Origin of the sequence: Pseudooceanicola antarcticus (genome assembly GCF_900215355.1) — a bacterium.
Classification (GTDB): Bacteria; Pseudomonadota; Alphaproteobacteria; order Rhodobacterales; family Rhodobacteraceae; genus Pseudooceanicola; species Pseudooceanicola antarcticus.
Genome location: NZ_OBEA01000004.1, coordinates 1 through 19,830, shown reverse-complemented (window position 1 = coordinate 19,830; position 19,830 = coordinate 1). Strand labels below are relative to the sequence as shown.

Sequence of the window (19,830 nt, the reverse complement as noted above, 5' to 3'; positions counted from 1 at the left end):
CTTAAACGAAGGTTAACAGTCGGTCGGCTTTCGGCCTATTTCGCCAAAGGTTGTAGGCCAAAAGTTGTAGGGCTGCGCGACTTTAGTCGCGGACGAATTGCGCCAGGAAGAAACCGTCACCACCGTCAAGCGGGGTCAGCGAGAGGCTTTCGCGAAGGCTCCAGCCGGGATTGCGGACCAGGAAGCCCTCGACCTGAGCACCGTTCTCGGCCTCGAAGAGAGAGCAGGTGGCATAGGCCAGCGTGCCGCCCGGTGCCACCAGAGGCGCGGTCTCATCAAGGATCTGGGCCTGGATCGCGGTCAGCTCGTCCAGCCGTTCACGGGTCAGCCGCCACTTGCCCTCCGGCGCGCGGCGCCAGGCGCCACTGCCGGAACAGGGTACATCGCAGAAGACCAGGTCATAGGGCCCCTGCCCGGCGACCTCGTCGGTCTCGAGCAGCGTCACCCGCAGCCCGGCGCGACGGGCGCGGGCCGGCAGGTCCTTCATCCGTTGCGGCGCGGCATCATGGGCAAAGAGGCGCAGTTCAGCGCGCGCGCCGAGCGCCAGGGATTTGCCGCCACCCCCGGCGCAATAGTCCAGCAGCTTCATGCCATCCGCCAGGGGCACCGCTTCGCAAATCGCCTGGCTGGCGGCATCCTGCATCTCGAAGCGCCCGGCCTCGTAGGCGGGGGTGCGTTGCAGCCTGCGGGCGCCGCTGGTCACCTCCAGCGCGGCGCGGGCCAGCTCGGCGGGGCGGGTCTCGATCCCCTCCTCTGCCAGCTCGTCGGCGAGGCCCGCGCGGGTGGTCGCGGCGCGGTTCACCCGGATGAAGACCGGGGCCCGTGCGCGCAGGCTCCGGCCGACCTCCTCGGCCCTGTCACCGAGCGAGGCCGCGAAGTCCTCCCAGAGCCAGGCGGGGATATCCAGCCGCTCGGCCGGGGTCTCGGGCTCTGCGCCGGCGGTCGCCTCGGCCTCGGTCAGCGCCGAGGGCGCATGACCTTCGCCGGTGAAATAGCCCGCCGGGTCCTCGCCCGCCTCGCGCAGCATGCCCAGCATCAACCCCCGGCCCGTGAGGGCCCCACCGAGCGCCGCGAAGGAGTTGAGACAGCGCAGGGCGTCAAAGACATGGTCGCGGATCGCCGCGCGGTCCTTCGAGCCGGCGTAGCGTGCGCCACGGGCCCAGCCGGTCAGCGCCTTCTCGGCGGCCTCTCCCTCGAGCACCCGGTCCAGGATCTCTGCCGCCGCCGCGATGCGGGCCGCGGGGGTCACTGGGACACCTCGAAGATCTTGCCGGGGTTGAGGATATTCTTCGGATCGAGCGCCTGCTTGACCGCGCGCATGACGGCCACGGCGGGGCCGGCCTCTTCGGCCAGCGCGCCGATCTTGCCCTGCCCGATGCCGTGCTCGCCGGTGCAGGTGCCCCCTGCTGCCTGGGCGCGCAGGGTGACACCGTGCAGAAAGTCCTCGACCCTGCGGGCCTCGTCGGCGTCCTCGGGGTCGGTCATCAGCACGACGTGGAAGTTGCCGTCGCCCACGTGGCCCAGGATGGTGCCGATCAGCCCCTTGGCCTGCAGATCCTCCTGCGCGGCGGCGATGTTCGCGGCCAGCGCCGAAATCGGCACGCAGGCGTCCGAAACCAGCCCCTTGCAACCGGGGCGCAGCGCCAGCGCGGCCCAATAGGCGTCATGGCGCGCCTGCCAGAGCTTCGAGCGCGTATCGGGATCGGTCGACCAGTCGATATGGGTGGCGCCGGCGTCGCGGGCCAGCTCGGCGAAGGTCTCGGCGGTGTCGCGGGCCACGGCCTCGGACCCGGTGCATTCAAAGAAGAGCGTCACGGTCTCTTCCAGATCCAGCTTGGAATAGGCGTTGCAGGCGCGGATCTGCATGCCGTCCAGCAGCTCGACCCGACCGATGTCGAGCCCCATCTGGACCAGCAGGATGACGGCAGAGACCGCGCTGTCGAGATCCGGGAAGGCGGCGATCCCGCCCAGCACCGTCTCGGGGATGCCGCGCAGGCGAAGCGTCGCCTCGGTGATCACGCCGAGGGTGCCCTCCGAGCCGATCATCAGCCGCGTCAGGTCATACCCGGCCGAGGACTTGGCCGCGCGCGATCCGGTGCGGACCACCGTGCCGTCGGCCAGCACGACCTCGAGCGCCAGCACATTATCGGCCATGGTGCCGTAGCGGACCGCGTTGGTACCCGAGGCCCGCGTCGCGCACATGCCGCCGACGGAGGCATCGGCACCGGGGTCGATGGGGAAGGTCAGGCCGGTGGCGCGCAGCTCTTCGTTCAGACGCTTGCGGGTGATGCCGGGCTGGACCACGGCCAGCAGATCCTCGTCGCGGACCTCCAGCACCTGCGCCATCCGCGACATGTCCACAGAGACCCCGCCCCGCGGCGCATTCAGCTGCCCTTCGAGCGATGAACCGGCGCCAAAGGGGATGACCGGCACGCCATGGGTCCAGCAGGCCCGCAGGATGCGCGAGACCTCTTCGGTGGTCTCGGGCCAGGTGACCATGTCGGGGGCCTGGGTGCCGCGCCCGGTGGCCGTGTTGGCGTGTTGCTCGCGGATCGCCTGGCCGGTTTGCAGCCTCTCGCCCAGCAGGTCCTCCAGCTCATGCCGCAGGGCATCAAGCGGGGTCTCGGCCAGGTGCTGGGTTTCGGTCTGGGTCATGTCATCCTCCGGCGCGTCATGCGGGCCGGGCGAGCGTTCCCCGGCAGAGGCTTTTCCCTACTCCCGCACCCGCAAAGGCGCAAGCATCCGCGCTTGTCCGGGCCAGGACCGGGGCGCATCGAAGCGCCCGCGCGGCGCGATTTCATATCGGATGCGCGCTAATAAAATGGATTAAGAAATAGATATATCCGCACTAACTCACATAGTTACCTCACACTCCTAAAGTTCACATCCCCTTGTCCACTCCGGGTATTCCCGCAGGCAAATACCCCCATGGCAGCCCCTCGAACCACAGGCTGGCACCGCCGCGGCCGCGGCTCCCGGCGAAGTTATCCACCCTTATCCACAGGCTGGTACGTTGACCCAAGGCAAGCCGATTTGCCCCTAAGAGCAAGCTTAGAGAGCGCGGAGCTATACGGAACAGCTATGGAACAAGGGCGAAACCATCACCTCAACTTGCTGAATTAAAATAACTTTAAAGTTCATCTTGGGCACCATACTCCGGACCCTTGCGTATTGCCCGCCGAACGGACCTTCCCCGCACGTAAAGCGCCGTACAAGTACGGTCGGAGCCCACCCCGACAAGACGCTCCACAAACTCCCCAGACTTATCCACAGGCTTGCACAAATACGACCGACAGCTCCCTGCCGAAACCGGCGGAATCCGACGCCCGAGAGCGCATTCCTCTCGACCCGTCAGGCGGAAGTCTTTAAGTGTTTCCAAGAGGAAACGCCCTCTTGTTCGACCATTACCCGCACTTCAAGGAGCCCCCTATGCTGATCTGCTGCGGCGAAGCCCTGATCGACATGATCCCCGCCAGGACCACCGAGGGAGAAGAGGCCTATGTGCCCCACACCGGCGGTGCGGTGTTCAACACGGCCGTGGCGCTCGGACGTCTGGGCAGCGATGTGGCGATGATCTCGGGCGTGTCGACCGATCTCTTCGGCGCGCGCCTGGTGGCGGACATGGAGGCCTCGAAAGTGGGCTCCGACCTGCTGATCCGCTCGGACCGTCCCACCACGATGGCCTATGTGAAGCTGACCAACGGCAGCGCCACCTATTCCTTCCACGACGAGAATTCGGCCGGGCGGATGATCGCCCCCGACGATCTGCCCGCCCTGCCCGAGGCCTGCAAGGCACTGTATTTCGGCGGAATTTCCCTGGCGGTCGAGCCCGGCGCGGAAACCTATGCCGCGCTTTGCACCCGCGAGGCTGCGGGCCACGTGGTGATGGTCGACCCGAACATCCGTCCCGGTTTCATCCGTGACGCAGAGGCCTTCCGGGATCGCATGGCGCGGATGCTGGGGGTGGCCGATATCATCAAGATCTCGGACGAGGACCTGGATTGGCTCCGCGACGGCCCCGACAGCCCCGAGGCCAAGGCCCGCGCCCTGCGCGCCGAGACCGGCGCCATGGTGATCCTGACCCGCGGCGCCGAGGGGGCGACGGCCTTCTACACGGGCGGCGAAGTGCATGTGCCCGCCCGGCGCGCCGAGGTGGTGGACACCGTGGGCGCAGGTGACACCTTCAACGCCGGCGTGCTGGCCAGCCTCTCGGAACAGGGGCTGCTGAGCAAGGCGGCGCTCCGGGAGATCTCGGAAGAGGCGCTCAGCCAGGCGCTTGATTTCGGGGCACAGGTGGCCGCGGTCACCGTCTCCCGCGCCGGGGCCAACCCGCCCTGGCGGCAAGAGCTGGAATGAAAACGGGGCGCCACTGGGCGCCCCGGCTTGCAGCTATCCGCAGCATGCTCAGTCGATGAAAGCTTCAAGGGCTGCGGCGACGCCGTCGTGATTGACGATTTCGAACCATTTGGCGAAAGCGCCCGCGAAGCGCGGGTTCTCGCCCAGGCCGCCATAGACATCGCGCATCTCGAGCCAGGCGGCGGGACGCAGCTTCGCTTCCCCCGCGCGGATCACCAGTGCCTGCCAGTTGGGGTCATTGGGCGCCACCGGCGTGCCGTCCTCCAGCACGCCTTGGCAGTAGCGCGCCCAGAGCGCCGAGATCAGCGCCAGCCCCTCGACCGGGGTGCCGGCCTCCAGCCCGTCGCGGATCGAGGGCACGATGAACTTCGGTTGCCGGTTCGAGCCATCCAGGCAGAGCCGCCGCGTCGTGTCCTCGACCGCGGGATTCGAGAAGCGGGCGTCGATCAGGTCCAGGTAGCTTTCGGGGTCGAATTCGGGCACCGGATGGACATGGGGCAGGATCTCTTGCGCCTCGACCTTGCGGAAGAAGCCGTGCACCAGCGGATGCGCCATGGCCTCATGCGCCAGCTCGACCCCCAGAAGCGCCGCCGGGTAGGCGATCAGCGCGTGGCCGCCGTTGAGGATGCGGATCTTCATGCGCTCGTAGGTGTGCACGTCGCTGGTGAAGGTCACACCGACCTTTTCCAGCGCCGGACGCCCGAGGGGGAAGTTGTCTTCCAGCACCCATTGGCGGAAGGGCTCGCAGGTGACGGGCACCGGATCATCGAGACCCAGCTTGCCTGCAAGGGCACGTTCCCGCGCGCCGGTGGCGGGGGTGATGCGGTCAACCATGCCGTTCGGGAAGGCCACCTGCCCCTCGATCCAGTCGGCAAGCTCGAGGTCGACGAGCTGGGCGAAGCCCACCACCGCGTCGCGGGTCACCTCGCCATTGCCCGGAAGGTTGTCGCAGGACATGACGGTGAAGGGGTCGATCCCGGCCGCGCGGCGCTGCTTCAGCGCGGCGACGATGGCGCCGAAGACCGTATGCGGCGCCTCGGACCGGGCCGCATCGGCCCGGATCTCGGGGTGGGTCGGATCGAAGGTGCCGGTCTCGGCAGAGACGAAATACCCGCCCTCGGTCACTGTCAGGGAGACGATCCGCGTGGCGGCATCGGCCATCTTGGCAATCAGCGCGCCATTGCCCTCTTCCACCGGCAGGAAGTCGATCATTGATCCCACGATGCGCGCCCGCGCGCCGGTCTCGTCCAGCTCGATCACCGTCGACAGGCAGTCCTGCGCCAGCAGCACTTCGCGCATGGCGGCATCGGGGGCACGGACGCCGGCGCCGGTGATGGCCCAGTCGTGCCCCTCGCCCAGGGCGAAGAGATCATCCAGGTAGACCGCCTGGTGGGCGCGGTGGAAGTTGCCCAGCCCCACATGGACGATGCCATGGGTCAGTGCCGAGCGATCATATCCGGGCCGGGCGACCTGGGGGGACAGGTTGCCCGGTGCAGTGTCGGAGAGTGTCATCTCTGCCTCTTGTCTGATGTGCCACCGGGCGCAGGGCCCGGCAGGTCTGGTCACTCGACCCGCAGGCCCGCGGCGTCGAACTTGTGGATCTTGTCGGCTTCCGGCGTCAGCCAGATCGTGTCACCGTGGCGCAGGGCCATCTCGCCGCTGGCGCGGACGGTGATGGTCTCGGCCAGGCCGGTGTCATGGACATGCAGGAAAGTGTCCGAGCCCAGGTGCTCGCCCACCCCGACGGTGCCCTTCCACATGCCGCTCTCGGTCGAGGGCTGCAGGTGCTCGGGGCGGACGCCGATCTCGTGCACGCCGAAGGCCTCGGCGGCGGCCCCCGTGATGAAGTTCATTTTCGGAGAGCCGATGAACCCCGCCACGAAGCGGTTGCGCGGGGCGCGGTAGAGTTCCAGCGGGCTGCCCACCTGTTCGATGCGCCCGGCCTGCAGCACCACGATCTTGTCGGCCATGGTCATGGCTTCGACCTGGTCGTGGGTGACGTAGACCATGGTGGTCTTCAGCTTGGCGTGCAGCTCGGAGATCTCGAGGCGCATGTTGACGCGCAGCGCCGCGTCGAGGTTCGACAGCGGCTCGTCGAAGAGGAAGGCCGCCGGCTCGCGCACGATGGCCCGACCGATGGCGACCCGCTGGCGCTGGCCGCCCGAAAGCTGGCCGGGCTTGCGGTCGATGTAATCGGAAAGGTTCAGCACCTCGGCGGCGTAGTTGACGCGCTTGTCCTGCTCGGCCTTGTCCATGCCGGCCATCTTCAGCGGGAAGGCGATGTTCTTCCTGACCGACATGTGCGGATAGAGAGCATAGCTCTGGAACACCATGGCCAGGCCGCGCTTGGCGGGCGGCAGGTGGGTGGCGTCCTGGCGGTCGATGCGGATCTGGCCGCTGCTGACATCCTCGAGCCCGGCGATCAGCCGCAGCAGGGTGGACTTGCCGCAGCCCGAGGGGCCGACGAAGACGACGAATTCGCCCTCGTCGATGGTCAGGTCCAGCGGCGGGATCACCTCGATATCGCCAAAAGACTTGGTCACCTTGTCCAGCGTGATACGTCCCATGTTCTTGTCCTTTATTTTCAGACCCTTGCAGGGCGTTCTTTACTTGACGGCGCCGAAGGTGAGGCCACGGACGAGCTGTTTCTGGCTGAACCAGCCCATGATCAGGATCGGCGCGATGGCCATGGTGGAGGCGGCCGAGAGCTTGGCGTAGAACAGTCCCTCGGGCGACGAGTAGGAGGCGATAAAGGCGGTCAGCGGCGCGGCCTTGGCGGCGGTCAGGTTCAGCGTCCAGAAGGCCTCGTTCCAGGCCAGGATGATGTTGAGCAGCACGGTCGAGGCCATGCCCGGCACCGCCATCGGCAGCAGGACGTGCACCACCTCTCCCTTAAGCGTCGCCCCATCCATCCGCGCCGCTTCCAGGATCTCGCCCGGAATTTCGCGGAAGTAGGTGTAGAGCATCCAGATGATGATCGGCAGGTTGATCAAGGTCAGCACGATGACCAGCCCCAGCTGGGTATCCAGCAGGCCCAGGGACTTGAACATCAGGTAGATGGGCACCAGTACGCCGACGGGCGGCAGCATCTTGGTCGACAGCATCCACATCAGCACGTCCTTGGTGCGCTTGCCCGGCACGAAGGCCATCGCCCAGGCGGCGGGCACGGCGATCACCAGGCCCAGCAGGGTCGAGCCCAGCGAGATCACCACCGAGTTCCAGAAGTGGCGGAAGTAGTTCGACCGCTCCTGCACCTCGACGTAGTTCTCCAGCGTCCAGTTGAAGCCGAGGAAGATCGGCGGATCGGCGATCGCCTGGGCCTCGGTCTTGAAGCTGGTGAGGATGGTCCAGAGGATCGGGAAGAAGATCAGCAGGCCAATGGCCCAGGCCAGGACGGTGTTCAGCGCCATTCGTTGCGTGGTCACTTTACGCGCCATGATCGGTCCTCCTTGTCCGGCCCCGTGCCATCACCAGGCTGAAAATACTCCGGGGTGAATGCGCCGCAGGCGCAGCGGGGCAGCGCCCCTCCTGCCGCGGCTTGTGATCGACATGCTCCATGGTCATGCCTCCAGGTTCTTGCCGATCATCCGCATCAGGAAGATCGCCACTATATTGGCCAGCACGATGGCCACCACGCCGCCTGCCGATCCGGTGCCCACGTCGAAGCGCAGCAGGCTCTCGGCATAGACCAGGTAGGTCAGGTTGGTAGAGGCATTGCCGGGCCCGCCATTGGTGGTCACCAGGATCTCGGCGAAGACCGAGAGCAGGAAGATGGTCTGGATCAGCACCACCACGGTGACGGCGCGCGCCAGGTGCGGCAGCACGATGTAGAAGAAGCGGTTGAAGGGCCCCGCGCCGTCCATCTCGGCGGCCTCCAGCTGCTCGCGGTCGAGCGACTGCATGGCCGTCAGCAGGATCAGCGTGGCGAAGGGCAGCCACTGCCAGCTGACGATGCCGATGATCGACATCAGCGGCGCCTGGGCCAGGAAGTCGAAGGGCTCGAGGCCGAGGAACTGCGCCAGGTAGGCAAAGAGCCCGTTCACCGGGTTCATGAACATGTTCTTCCAGACCAGCGCCGAGACGGTGGGCATGACGAAGAACGGGGCGATGACGAGGATACGCACGATCCCCTGCCCCCACATCGGCTGGTCCAGCAGCAGGCCCAGCAGGATGCCACCGACCACGGTGATCAGCAGCACGCCGCCGACCAGGGCGAGGGTGTTGAAGATGGCGGCCGAGAAGGCCGGATCGGTGAGGAAGTACTTGTAGTTCTCCCAGCCCACGTAGGGGTTGTTGCCGGGCATCAGCAGATTGTAGCGCAGCAGCGAGAAGTAGATCGTCATCCCCAGCGGGATGAGCATCCACCCAAGCAGCAGCAACACCGCCGGTGAGATCATCAACCGCGCCGCGGCACGGGAATGCTGGGTTGCCATCGGGCCGTCCCCCTCGTTCTTGCTTTGGGTCCTTGGGTTGGGCGGGACGGCGGTAATGCCGTCCCGCCCGGGGTCTCGGGCCAGGGACGCGGCCCGAGATCAGTAGCCGGAGCGTTCCATCTCGCGGGTGGTCAGCTTCTGGGCATTCTCCAGCGCCTGCTGCGCGGTGATCTGGCCTGCGAGGGCCGCCGAGAACTGCTGGCCAACCGCCGTGCCGATGCCCTGGAACTCGGGGATCGCAACGAACTGGACGCCGACATAAGGCACCGGGTCCACGGTGGGGTTCTGCGGGTCGGCCGCGTTGATCGACTCCAGCGTCATCTGCGCGAAGGGCGCCGCATCCAGGTAGTCCTGGTTCTCATACAGCGAGGTACGGGTGCCCGGAGGCACGTTGGCCCAGCCTTCGTTCTCGGCAACCAGCGCGGTGTATTCCTTGCTGGTGGCCCAGGCCACGAAGGCCTTCGCCGCATCGACCTTCTCGGAGCCGGCGGGGATCGCCAGGTTCCAGGCCCAGAGCCAGTTGCCGCGCTTGCCGAGGCCCTTGTCGGGTGCCAGGGCGAAACCGACCTGGTCGGCCACGGTGCTGTCAGCGGGGTTGGTCACGAAGGAAGCCGCCACGGTGGCGTCGATCCACATGCCGCACTTGCCTTGCTGGAAGAGCGCCAGGTTCTCGTTGAAGCCGTTCGAGGAGGCACCCGGAGGGCCGTAGTTGTTCATCAGCTCCAGGTAGTCGGTCAGCGTGGCTTCCCACTCGGGGCTGTCGAACTGGGCGTTCCACTCTTCGTCGAACCAGCGTGCGCCGTAGGAGTTGGACATGGCGGTCAGGAAGGCCATGTTCTCGCCCCAGCCGGCCTTGCCGCGCAGGCAGATGCCGTAGATGCCGGCGTCCTCGTCCGTCATCGCCTCGGCGGCGGCGCGGATCTCGTCCCAGGTGGGGGCTTCGGGCATTTCCATGCCGGCGGCCTCCATCAGGTCCTTGCGGTACATGACCATCGAGCTCTCGCCGTAGAAGGGCGCGGCGTAGAGGGTGCCGTCGGTGGTCAGGCCGCCTGCGATGGCAGGCAGGATGTCGTCGGCGTCATAGCCTTCGGGCATGTCGTTCAGCGGCACCAGCCAATCCTGGCCGGCCCAGATCGGAACCTCGTAGGTGCCGATGGTCATGACGTCGAACTGGCCGCCATTGGTGGCGATGTCCTGGGTGACGCGCTGACGCAGCACGTTCTCTTCCAGGGTCACCCACTCCAGCTCGATGCCGGGGTTCTTGGCGGTGAAGTCGTCCGTCAGCTTCTGCATGCGGATCATGTCACCGTTGTTGACGGTGGCGATCGTGATGGTTTCGGCGCCAGCTGCGGATGCAGTCAGGACGCCAGCGGCACAGGCGAGAAGCCCGGCCCGGATGGTCGTGGTCATGAAATGTCCTCCCTTGGTCACAACCAGACAGTGCGTGAGCAACTGCCCAAGTCATGAGCCATTACCCACACCAAGCCACACGACAAGTCAATAGAGTTTTAACGCTGCAGTGCAGAGAGAGCGCGGCCTGGCCTAGTCTGCCAGGAGGGCGGCGGCAGTGTCCTCGTCGGTGATCAGCCCCGAGAGCAGGCCGCCGGTCAGAGCCCCCCGCAAGGGCTTGATCTTGCTGGCTCCGCCCGCGATGCAGAGGGTCCGGCCCTGGGTCACGGGCACCCGCACCCCGACCATCATGCGGTTCACCGGGTGGTCCAGGTACTGACCCTCCTCGTTGAAGACATGGCCGCAGATCTCACCCGCCGCGCCGGCGGCACGCAGGCTCGAGAGTTCCTCGGAGGTGATGAAACCGTCAACGAAAAGAGGGGCATCGTCCTCGATCTGGCCGATGCCGACGATCACCGTGTCGGCGGTCTTGGCCAGCTCGCGCGCACTTCGCACGTGCGGCAAGGATTGATAGAGCGCCAGCTCGTCATCATCGCGCGCCATGACCGGCACCGACATCGGGTAATGCGCCGCCTTGGTGCGATCGGCGAATCGCATGACCACCTCGTAGAAGCTGGCAGAGCCGTCGGGGGCCACGTTGCCGATTAGAGAGACCAGCTTGTGCGCCGAACCATCCAGCGCCTGCATCTCGTCGGCCACGGCCTTCAGGGTCCGCCCGGTGCCCAACCCCACCACCTGGGGTTCAGAGCTGGCAAAGAAGCTTTCCAGGTAACCCGCCGCCACCGGCGTGATGGCCTTCAGCGCATCGCCCGAGCCGCGCAGGCTGGGGGCGATCCGCACCATCTCCAGCCCGTAGCGCCGCGACAGGTCGCGGCCCAGTTGCTGGCAGGCGGCGATGGGGTGTTCGATGCGGACCCGGATCATGCCTTCCTGCGCCGCGCGGGCGACCAGGCGTTGCGCCCCCTGGCGCGAGATCCCCAGCTCCTCCGCGATCCGGTCCTGGCGCATGCCCCCCACGTAGTAGAGCCATGCCGCCCGAGCCGCGTCATCCTTGCGTCCCCGATCCTCGTCGCCGTTGCCTGCTGCCATGTCGTACCGTGCTTCCTAGAATAGATCCGGAGCAAGATGCGGCATCCGGGCGAAATCTGCAAAGATCATCTTGGGCGCCAGCCGCAGCTCGGTGGTTAGATCGAGCCCGTCGAGATGGCTGCCCCCCCGGAAATGCCAGACCTCCATGCCCGCCGTGCGGGCGGCGCGTATGCCCGGAAGGCTGTCCTCGATCACCAGGCAGGCCTCGGGCGGGACCCCCGCCTTCTCGGCGGCACGCAGGAAGAGATCCGGCGCGGGCTTGCCGCGGGCCACCTCCGAGGCGGTGGTGTAGCGTGGCCCGAAGTGAGCGGTCAGACCGGCGATCTCCATCGAGCGCTTGAGCCGCGGCTCGGACGAGGAGGTGGCGATGCAAAAGGGCACGCGCAGGCTCTCCAGCACCGGGACCACGCCGGGCATGACGCGCAGCTCGGCCTCGAAGGCGGCAAGCAGGCGGGCGCGGTAGGCGGCCTCGAAACCATCGGGCAGCTCTATGCCGAATTCGGCGCGGATCTGCGCCAGCACCACGGGGTAGGAGCGGCCAAGGAAGTGCCGCGCGATATAGGCCAGGTCAACCTCGATGCCGTGCAGGGCCAACTCGGCCACCAGCATCCGCGCGCTGATCACCTCGCTGTCCACCAGCACCCCGTCGAAGTCGAAGATCACCAGTTCGACCGGCTGCCTGCGTGTCGCGGCCGTTCCATCGGCGAAAGTGGAGCCTGTCACGCCTGCCTCCCCGGATTGCGTTTTCTCCTGATGCCCCTTTCGCCACGGCCATGCAAGGGCCCTGCGAGGCGGAGGATCGGGGGCGCAACCCCCTGCCCCGGCTGGAAAAGCCGCAAGAAAAAGGGCGGCCCCGCAAGACCGCCCGAATGCGCTTTCATCCGCGAAGGGATCAGCCGATGCGGTAGTTCGGGCTCTCGCGGGTGATCTGCACGTCGTGGACGTGGCTCTCGCTCAGGCCCGCGTTGGTGATCTTCACGAAAGAGCAATTCTGCCGCATCTCGTCGACGGTGGCGCAGCCGGTGTAGCCCATGGCCGCGCGCAGACCGCCGACCAGCTGGTGGATCACCGCGCCCGCGGCGCCCTTGTAGGGCACCTGGCCCTCGATGCCTTCCGGCACCAGCTTGTCGCTGGCCGCATCCTTCTGGAAGTAACGATCCGCCGAGCCGCGTGCCATGGCGCCGAGCGAGCCCATGCCACGGTAGCTCTTGAAGGAACGGCCCTGGTAGAGGATCACCTCGCCCGGAGATTCATCGGTGCCCGCGATCATCGAGCCGACCATGGCGCAGGAGGCCCCGGCGGCAATCGCCTTGGCGAAATCGCCCGAGAACTTGATGCCACCATCCGCGATCACCGGCACGTCACCGGCCGCGCGGGCGCAATCCATGATGGCGGTCAGCTGCGGCACGCCGACACCGGCGACCATGCGGGTGGTGCAGATGGAGCCCGGCCCGATGCCGACCTTCACCGCATCCGCGCCCGCGTCGATCAGCGCCTTGGTGGCCTCGGCGGTGGCCACGTTGCCCGCGATCACCTGCACCTCGTTGGACAGCCGCTTGGCGCGGCGCACGGCGTCGATGACGCCGGCGCTATGGCCATGGGCGGTATCGACCACGAGGATATCGACCTCGGCATCGACCAGCGCCTCGGAACGCTCGAAGCCCGAGTCGCCCACCGAGGTGGCGGCGGCGACGCGCAGGCGGCCCAGGTCGTCCTTGCAGGCCGTCGGGTTCAGCACGGCCTTCTCGGTGTCCTTGAGGGTCAGCAGGCCGGTCAGCTTGCCGCTCTTGTCGGTGACCAGCAGCTTTTCGATCCGGCGCTCGCGCATCATGTCGATCGCCTGGTTGCGGTCCGCAGGTTCATGCAGGATGGCCAGGTTGTCCTTGGTCATCATCACGCGAACCGGGGTTTCGTCCTTCTGGGCGAAGCGCATGTCGCGGTTGGTGACGATGCCGACGACCTTGTGGTCCTTGTCGACCACCGGGAAGCCGGTGAAGCCGTATCGCTCGGTCAGCGCCTTGGCGTCGGCCAGGGTCTGGTCGGGGGTCAGCGTCACGGGATTGTAGACGATCCCCGATTCGAAGCGCTTCACGCGGCGCACTTCCTGCGCTTGGCGTTCCACGTCGAGGTTCTTGTGGATCACCCCGATCCCGCCGGCCTGGGCCATGGTAATGGCCATCCGGGCTTCGGTCACGGTATCCATGGCCGAGCTGAGCAGCGGGATATTCATGGAAATCCGCTTGGTGACCCGTGTCCGTGTATCAGCGGTGCTGGGCAGCACCGAGGAAGCAGCAGGAACGAGCAGTACGTCATCGAAGGTGAGAGCCTCGCGAATCTCCATCGGGTATCTCCATGGCATGATCACTTGGCGCTTCCCTATTACATGTCTTCCGGGCAGGGGAAAGTCGAAAAGCCCCGCAGGGCTTGCGCGCCCTCGCAGGTGTGACCCGACCTCGCACGAGGGACGTTTTCCCGAGCCCGGCACCCGCCCCAACCCTGCCCCGTGTCGCCCCGGTGTGGGCCTATGTCGCCCCCATGAGGCGCACCGCCCGCCACGGGCGCCCGGGGGCCCTGCCCCCCGCCGCCGCGCGGGCTCGATGCCCGCGTGGCGGCGCCCTGGCCTCTGGGGGCCTAAGCTGCGGCACGGGGGGGGGTGGTCGGCGCCGGTATCGCCTCTGAGCGGCCCCGATGTCGCCTCCGCCGGGTGCCATGTCGCGGGCAAGCTTTCGCCAGCGCCCCCGGCAGCCTATCTCTTGGCAAAGGAAAGGCCCCACATGAGTGACCAGGACCCGCTCGTCATCTTCACCCCCTCCGGCAAGCGCGGCCGCGTGCCCCGCGGCACGCCCGTGCTGCAGGCGGCGCGCAAGCTCGGGGTCGACCTCGATTCCGTCTGCGGCGGACGCGGCATCTGCTCGAAGTGCCAGGTCACGCCCGCCTTCGGTGACTTCCCCAAGCATGGCGTGCATGTCGAGCCCCAGGCGCTGTCGGACTGGAACGCCGTGGAAGAGCGCTACGACCGGGTGCGGGGTCTGAAGGAAGGCCGCCGCCTTGGCTGCCAGGCCTGCATCGAGGGCGATGTGGTCATCGACGTGCCCGCCGAGAGCCAGGTCCACCGTCAGGTCATCCGCAAGCGCGCCGACACCCGCGCGCTGCACATGAACCCCGCCGTGAAGCTCTGCTATGTCGAGGTGGCCGAGCCGGACATGCACGAGCCCTCGGGCGATTTCGAGCGCCTGTCGCAGGCGCTGCAGGCGCAATGGGGGATCGAAGGCGTGACCGCCGATCTGAGCCTGCTGGCCGGCCTGCAACAGGTGCTGCGCAAGGGCGGCTGGAAGGTCACCGTGGCCCTGCACCGGGATCACACCGGGGCGGCACCCCGCATCCTCCAGCTCTGGCCAGGCCTGCACGAGGGCGGCATCTTCGGCCTGGCCGTCGACCTGGGCTCGACCACCATTGCCGCCCATCTGACCGACCTCGACACCGGCGAGGTGCGGGCCTCGTCCGGGCTGATGAACCCCCAGATCCGCTTCGGCGAGGACCTGATGAGCCGGGTCTCCTACGTGATGATGAACCCCGGCGGCACCGAGGAAATGCGCGACGCGGTGCGCCGGGCGCTCGCCACCCTGGCCGCCGAGCTGATCGCCGAGGCCGGGCTTGCGCCCGAGCAGGTGCTGGATGTGGTCGTGGTCTGCAACCCGGTGATGCACCACCTGCTGCTGGGTCTCGATCCGACCGAGCTGGGCCAGGCGCCCTTCGCCCTTGCGGTCTCCGAGGCGCTTTCGCTGCCCGCGGCCAAGCTGGGCCTAGACACCATCAACCCGCGCGCCCGGGTCTACCTGCTGCCCTGCATCGCCGGCCACGTGGGCGCCGATGCCGCCGCCGTGGCCCTGTCCGAGGCGCCCGAGCGTTCCGAGGACCTGGCGCTGATCATCGACGTGGGCACCAATGCCGAGCTGCTGCTTGGCAACAGGACACGGGTCCTGGCCTGCTCCTCTCCGACCGGGCCGGCCTTCGAGGGCGCGCAGATCTCCTCGGGCCAGCGCGCCGCGCCGGGGGCCATCGAGTCGGTCGAGATCGACCCGGTGACCAAGGAGCCCCGCTTCCGCGTCATCGGCTGCGACCTCTGGTCCGACGATCCGGGCTTTGCCGAGGCCACCGCCGCCTCGGGCGTCACCGGCATCTGCGGCTCTGGCATCATCGAGGCGCTGGCCGAGATGCGCATGGCGGGGCTGATGGACGGCTCGGGCCTCATCGGGTCTGCCGAACAGACCGGCACCGCGCGTTCGCGCCCCGAGGGGCGCACCCATGCCTACCTGCTGCACGACGGCAGCGCCGAGGGTGGGCCGGTGATCACCGTCACCCAGGGCGACGTGCGGGCGATCCAGCTGGCCAAGTCGGCGCTCTATGCCGGGGCCCGGCTGCTGATGGACGAGATGGGTGTGGATCATGTCGATCGCGTGGTTCTGGCCGGGGCCTTCGGCGCCCATATCTCGGCCAAACATGCCATGGTGCTGGGAATGATCCCCGATGTTCCGCTCGAGAAGGTCACCTCGGCGGGCAATGCGGCGGGCACCGGCGCGCGGATCGCGCTCTGCGACACTGCCGCGCGCGCGGCGATAGAAGCCAACGTGCGCCGCATCACCAAAATCGAGACCGCCATCGCGCCAGCCTTCCAGGCGCATTTCGTCGCCGCCAATGCGATCCCCCACGCCAGCGATCCCTTCCCCGAGTTGCGCCGCATCGCGCCGCTCCCCGAGGTCAGTTTCAACACCGGCGGCGGAGATGGCGGCGGACGCGGGGGCCGCAGGCGGCGGAGAGGCTAGGCCCACCGGGGCACTTACCCCGCGCCCGGTCCAAAGGGCGCGGGGCGGCACGGCCCGCAGCCTATCCACAGCGGGCTGAAAGACTGGGCCGCCGCCCGCTGAGCATGCCGGGAGTATGACAGCGCCCCTCTCGCGCCCTCAGGCCCGCGCGCTGCTTTCGGCTTGACCTGTCGGCGGCCTTGGCATAGCTCACGAATTGCGCGGCGGGTATGATGTAATGGTAGCCTGTCAGCTTCCCAAGCTGAACGCGCGGGTTCGATTCCCGCTACCCGCTCCATATTTCATCACAATATCATTATAATTCAGCGCCTTAAGCGCCGATGTGTCCCATGCTGAATTGGTACGTGGGACACTATCCGCTCGATACTTGAACCCGAGATGTACCAGGGCGCGTTGACCAGCGAATGCCCGGTACCAGCCCTACGCGCCTGCATCCCGGGCCGAAAGCAACGCAAGATAATCCCACTCGACACGCGCCAGTCATCGACGCGCGGCTTGCCATAGAACTTCGGGAGGTAGGGCTGCAGACGCGCCATCTGCGCATCGTTCAACCAGAAGTGATAAGACATATCACCTAGACCTGTGGGGCGGGACCGAACTGGTTGTCTTCAGCCGCGCCACGCCTTGCCAGCCACAGGATGCTGAGAACCAGGACCCCTAGCGACACGACCCAGGACGCAAGGAACAGGTTCGCCGGAGGCTGCGGCACCAACATGCTTGCGCCGACGGAGGGCATTGCCGCCTGCGCGGCCTCGGAGATCGGCACCTCGACCCTGAAGGCAAAGAGCGTGAAGACCAGCAGCGCAAATGCCATGGCCCAGGCCACAACAAGGTGCCAGCCCGGCCGGCCGATATCGTGAAGTCGGCGGTTCGCAACTGCCAAAAATGGCACTAAGACGGCGATCGACAGAAGGTTGCTCAACGGTCCCGAACCATATTTCCTGTTCTCCACGAACCCCTCCGAGGCCCCTTCAGCCGTCATCTGAACGACGAACTTCGTTTCGATCAACGGCCCGAAGAACACCACGTTCGCGACCGAGGCCACGATAGAGGCCAGAAAGATCCCTACGACGAATTTCCAAAACTCTGCCCGGGAAGCGCGCCCGGAGAAGACAAAGTATTTCCTCAGGCAAACCTTTACGGCCTCGATCAACGTCAAATTTCCGCTCCCAAAAACTCTGTCCGTGATATCCGGATCAATGAATGAAGAATAGAGCAGTTCTTTCCGAAAGGGCAATCGACAATATCCGCATTTCCCAGTTCTAACGAGGGAAAGCCGGGACATTCACAGGGCTCAGGAATTATAGCCAGTAGATGACGATAACGGCGAGAACGATCGCGGGGAGGAAGACCTTGGGGCACCTGTCGTTTCGCGTGGCGACCCGCCGCGAATCCTTGAGCCCGCCGAACACGATCTCGATGCAATTGCGCTGCTTGTATCGGCGCTTGTCGCTCCACCGCTTCCAAAGATTGTAGAGTGTCTTGTGGGGTCCGGAAGTACTTGGGCGCGCGAATCGAGACAGCCCGCTTGCCATGTCCGCCTTCTGCGCTAAGCGGCCATCTGTGCCAGGCGCAGCGAATGGCCGGTCCCAGCCCATCCGCGACATTCCTGCCAGTCGCAGCATGTCCGCAGGCCTGGACACAACGGGCGGATAGCAGACGATTGAAGTGACTTGAGTCGGCAGACTCGCTCGGCAACGCGAACGAAACTTTCGATGAGTAGTGTAGTGCAGGCTTCTTTCGAGGGCAGAGTTCAAATCCGCGCGAACTGGACATGCCTTACACAAAGCCGCTAGAGTTATCTTGTCTGGGTCAAGCCGACATAACACGCTGCCGATCTACGTGACGTGTGACCCGGGATGGATACTATTATTTGGTTTCGATCCGGTTGTCGAAAACCGCAGATAGAGGTCTGCGCCATGCAAATTGACGATGCTATAGTTCTGGGACCGAAAGCGTTTCTTGTGGCGCTTGCACTGTGGCTTTCGGTGCCACTTTTTTTCCTTTTCCGCTCGAAGGACTATAGACAGGCGACCCTTGATTACCTGTCCTTCCGTGATCCTCTTGGCCTCAATATGATAAAGAAATTCCCCAAGATCTTTGCCTTCCAGATCGTTTCATTTTTTTGCATTGGGATTATCTTCGTGTTTTTTGGGGAGTAAGGGTTGCGTCTGGCGCGATCGCGATGTCTCCGCGCGCAGTGGCCGACTGGTCTTCGACATACGCGACATCGCTATGTCCGCTTTGGCCTGATAGCGCCAGCCGCACCGGGCTTGCCCCTGTCGAACGCCATTCCCGCTACCCGCGCATAGCCGCCACCCCTGCCAGGCGCAGCGCGGGACTGATCCCAGCCCAGAGCGGACGCTGGCGCATGGCGCAGCGAAGGACCGCTCTCAGCCCGAAACGGACATCAGCGTAAGGTGCGGCGGAGGTCAGTTCTAGAGCGTGTTTCACGCCGACAGGGTAGTTGCAAGCAGACTAATGGGTCCAGATCCTAAAGCTATGCTGTCCTCTCTAACAAGAAGCGAAAACCAAGACACCAGTATCTGAGTCCATAGATGTGCCATTTAGGCATTGCCGAATCTTTTGAAAATCTTGGGAGAGCAACTCTCGCGAAGGGTTAGTTAGACCTGTGGTGAAATTGAGGTACACTTGGCGGTCAAACCCGGAAAGAATACCCTCCTCAAGAGCAAATTTTCGAGCGGCGAATATGAAAAACTCAAGATCCCTCCGTGAGCAGAGATTGCTTTCCCATAGCAAATAAGAAGCTAAGTCAATATGTGCGATGGCAACTTCAAATTCTTTGTCGTCAATAGACTTCACGCCCAAAAGTAACTGCGATATCGGATTTGAGAAATATCGCACGCCATTATTCAGCAGTCGTCCGGACGCGGTCTGTCCTCTCCCTTCAAATATGAACTGCTTAATGTCAGCGACGCTAGCTTCTCCATATTTACTTTTCCCATACCCGATGCACGTGCCAGCGGAACTGAAATTAGGAAACAGAGTGGTGGTCGCCGCCAAGAAAAATGACAGCACTAAAACCGATGACCGCTGCCCAGTTGACACTTGTTTATCCTCCGCCCCGCTTTGTACGATCCCGCTATAGGTATGTAACTTCATGCTCAATTTGTACTCGCGTTTATTTGGACGCTAGTTGAAAAAGTCACCTTTTGCCAAGCTCAATCTATGCGCGAGCGACAAAATGATAGTCGCTCCAAAAACCTATGGCAAAACGTTTGGGGCTCTGGGAGGTTCTTGTCTTTATAGAACCGTTAATCGGTCATGCGCGCTTTTCAGCTTCAGACCAAGAACTTGACGCTCAGACCGATGTGCTAACGGCGGCGGGAGCTGAACGCTTGTCGTCCTGTATTCCTCATCAGTTCCTCTGCGTTGCTGCTGTCTGCGCAAAGCCGCCGCTCATGTCAGGCGCAGCGAACGTCCTATACCAGCCCTTCCACGACACTGGTGCGAGACGCATCACGACGCCAGGCGCCGACACTAAGGGCGGAGAGCTGCCATTCGCTGCGGATGCAATTTCAAACTGCGCACCTGAAGGAAGCGGAAATTCAATGCTGCAACGGACAATCTTTTGATGGTGTAGCCGCGGCGAAGGTCTGGTCTGAGCCCAAACCTACCGTGACGATACATCTTGCTTCCTGAGTTTCCGCATGAGATCTTCTAAGTCATGGAAAATAGATCGCTGCATCCGGAAGTAG

At 65.2% G+C, this 19,830-nt stretch carries 14 protein-coding genes, 1 tRNA gene and 2 pseudogenes; 3 read left to right on the top strand and 14 right to left on the bottom strand.

Annotated elements, in window-relative coordinates:
- Nucleotides 1–82: 82 nt before the first annotated feature.
- Both CRO50_RS10830 and CRO50_RS10825 read right to left on the bottom strand, forming a co-directional pair.
- Nucleotides 83–1,249 carry an RsmB/NOP family class I SAM-dependent RNA methyltransferase gene (locus CRO50_RS10830; protein WP_097145941.1) on the bottom strand — a complete coding sequence of 389 codons (1,167 nt, stop codon included), beginning with the start codon at nt 1,247–1,249 and terminating at the stop codon, nt 83–85.
- Entirely contained in the window at nt 1,246–2,655 is a 1,410-nt protein-coding gene (locus CRO50_RS10825; RefSeq protein ID WP_097145940.1) for an FAD-binding oxidoreductase, read from the bottom strand. The genes CRO50_RS10830 and CRO50_RS10825 overlap by 4 nt, the downstream gene beginning before the upstream one ends.
- A 774-nt stretch (nt 2,656–3,429) precedes the next feature.
- Here CRO50_RS10825 and CRO50_RS10820 point away from each other — a divergent pair.
- Nucleotides 3,430–4,356 carry a carbohydrate kinase family protein gene (locus tag CRO50_RS10820; protein WP_097145939.1) on the top strand — a complete coding sequence of 309 codons (927 nt, stop codon included), beginning with the start codon at nt 3,430–3,432 and terminating at the stop codon, nt 4,354–4,356.
- 48 nt (nt 4,357–4,404) lie between these two features.
- Here CRO50_RS10820 and CRO50_RS10815 read toward each other — a convergent pair whose 3' ends face one another.
- The 8 genes from CRO50_RS10815 to guaB form a co-directional block, all read right to left on the bottom strand.
- On the bottom strand, nt 4,405–5,838 hold the full coding sequence (locus CRO50_RS10815; RefSeq protein ID WP_179747275.1) for a mannitol dehydrogenase family protein: 1,434 nt from the start codon (nt 5,836–5,838) through the stop codon (nt 4,405–4,407).
- Nucleotides 5,839–5,918: 80 nt separating this feature from the next.
- Complete coding sequence (locus tag CRO50_RS10810) at nt 5,919–6,923, bottom strand: ABC transporter ATP-binding protein (RefSeq protein WP_097145937.1); 1,005 nt, start codon at nt 6,921–6,923, stop codon at nt 5,919–5,921.
- A 39-nt stretch (nt 6,924–6,962) separates the two neighbouring features.
- Entirely contained in the window at nt 6,963–7,793 is an 831-nt protein-coding gene (locus CRO50_RS10805; RefSeq protein ID WP_097145936.1) for a carbohydrate ABC transporter permease, read from the bottom strand.
- Between the two features lie 123 nt (nt 7,794–7,916).
- Nucleotides 7,917–8,789 (bottom strand): carbohydrate ABC transporter permease, encoded by an 873-nt coding sequence (locus CRO50_RS10800; protein WP_097145935.1) that lies wholly within the window; start codon nt 8,787–8,789, stop codon nt 7,917–7,919.
- Between the two features lie 99 nt (nt 8,790–8,888).
- Nucleotides 8,889–10,199: an ABC transporter substrate-binding protein gene (locus CRO50_RS10795; protein WP_097145934.1), complete on the bottom strand. Its 1,311-nt coding sequence runs from the start codon at nt 10,197–10,199 to the stop codon at nt 8,889–8,891.
- A gap of 132 nt (nt 10,200–10,331) precedes the next feature.
- Entirely contained in the window at nt 10,332–11,288 is a 957-nt protein-coding gene (locus CRO50_RS10790; RefSeq protein WP_097145933.1) for a sugar-binding transcriptional regulator, read from the bottom strand.
- 15 nt (nt 11,289–11,303) lie between these two features.
- Nucleotides 11,304–12,011 carry an HAD family hydrolase gene (locus CRO50_RS10785; RefSeq protein WP_097145932.1) on the bottom strand — a complete coding sequence of 236 codons (708 nt, stop codon included), beginning with the start codon at nt 12,009–12,011 and terminating at the stop codon, nt 11,304–11,306.
- A 169-nt stretch (nt 12,012–12,180) separates the two neighbouring features.
- Nucleotides 12,181–13,629, bottom strand: a complete 1,449-nt coding sequence (guaB, locus tag CRO50_RS10780) for an IMP dehydrogenase (RefSeq protein WP_097145931.1) — start codon at nt 13,627–13,629, stop codon at nt 12,181–12,183.
- A 433-nt stretch (nt 13,630–14,062) separates the two neighbouring features.
- Between guaB and CRO50_RS10775 the strand changes: the two genes are divergently transcribed.
- Entirely contained in the window at nt 14,063–16,111 is a 2,049-nt protein-coding gene (locus CRO50_RS10775) for an ASKHA domain-containing protein (protein ID WP_097145930.1), read from the top strand.
- 203 nt (nt 16,112–16,314) lie between these two features.
- Nucleotides 16,315–16,388 (top strand) — tRNA-Gly (locus tag CRO50_RS10770).
- A gap of 178 nt (nt 16,389–16,566) precedes the next feature.
- On the opposite strand, the pseudogene CRO50_RS10765 reads toward CRO50_RS10770, so the two are convergent.
- From CRO50_RS10765 to CRO50_RS19940, 4 genes and pseudogenes are all read right to left on the bottom strand, one after another.
- Nucleotides 16,567–16,680 (bottom strand): annotated as a pseudogene (locus CRO50_RS10765) (IS5/IS1182 family transposase); the annotation flags it as partial.
- A gap of 5 nt (nt 16,681–16,685) precedes the next feature.
- On the bottom strand, nt 16,686–17,270 hold the full coding sequence (locus CRO50_RS10760) for a DUF805 domain-containing protein (RefSeq protein WP_157791796.1): 585 nt from the start codon (nt 17,268–17,270) through the stop codon (nt 16,686–16,688).
- A gap of 142 nt (nt 17,271–17,412) precedes the next feature.
- Nucleotides 17,413–17,562 (bottom strand): annotated as a pseudogene (locus CRO50_RS10755) (IS5/IS1182 family transposase); the annotation flags it as partial.
- A 1,063-nt stretch (nt 17,563–18,625) separates the two neighbouring features.
- Nucleotides 18,626–19,234 carry a hypothetical protein gene (locus CRO50_RS19940; protein WP_143516901.1) on the bottom strand — a complete coding sequence of 203 codons (609 nt, stop codon included), beginning with the start codon at nt 19,232–19,234 and terminating at the stop codon, nt 18,626–18,628.
- Nucleotides 19,235–19,830: the final 596 nt, after the last annotated feature.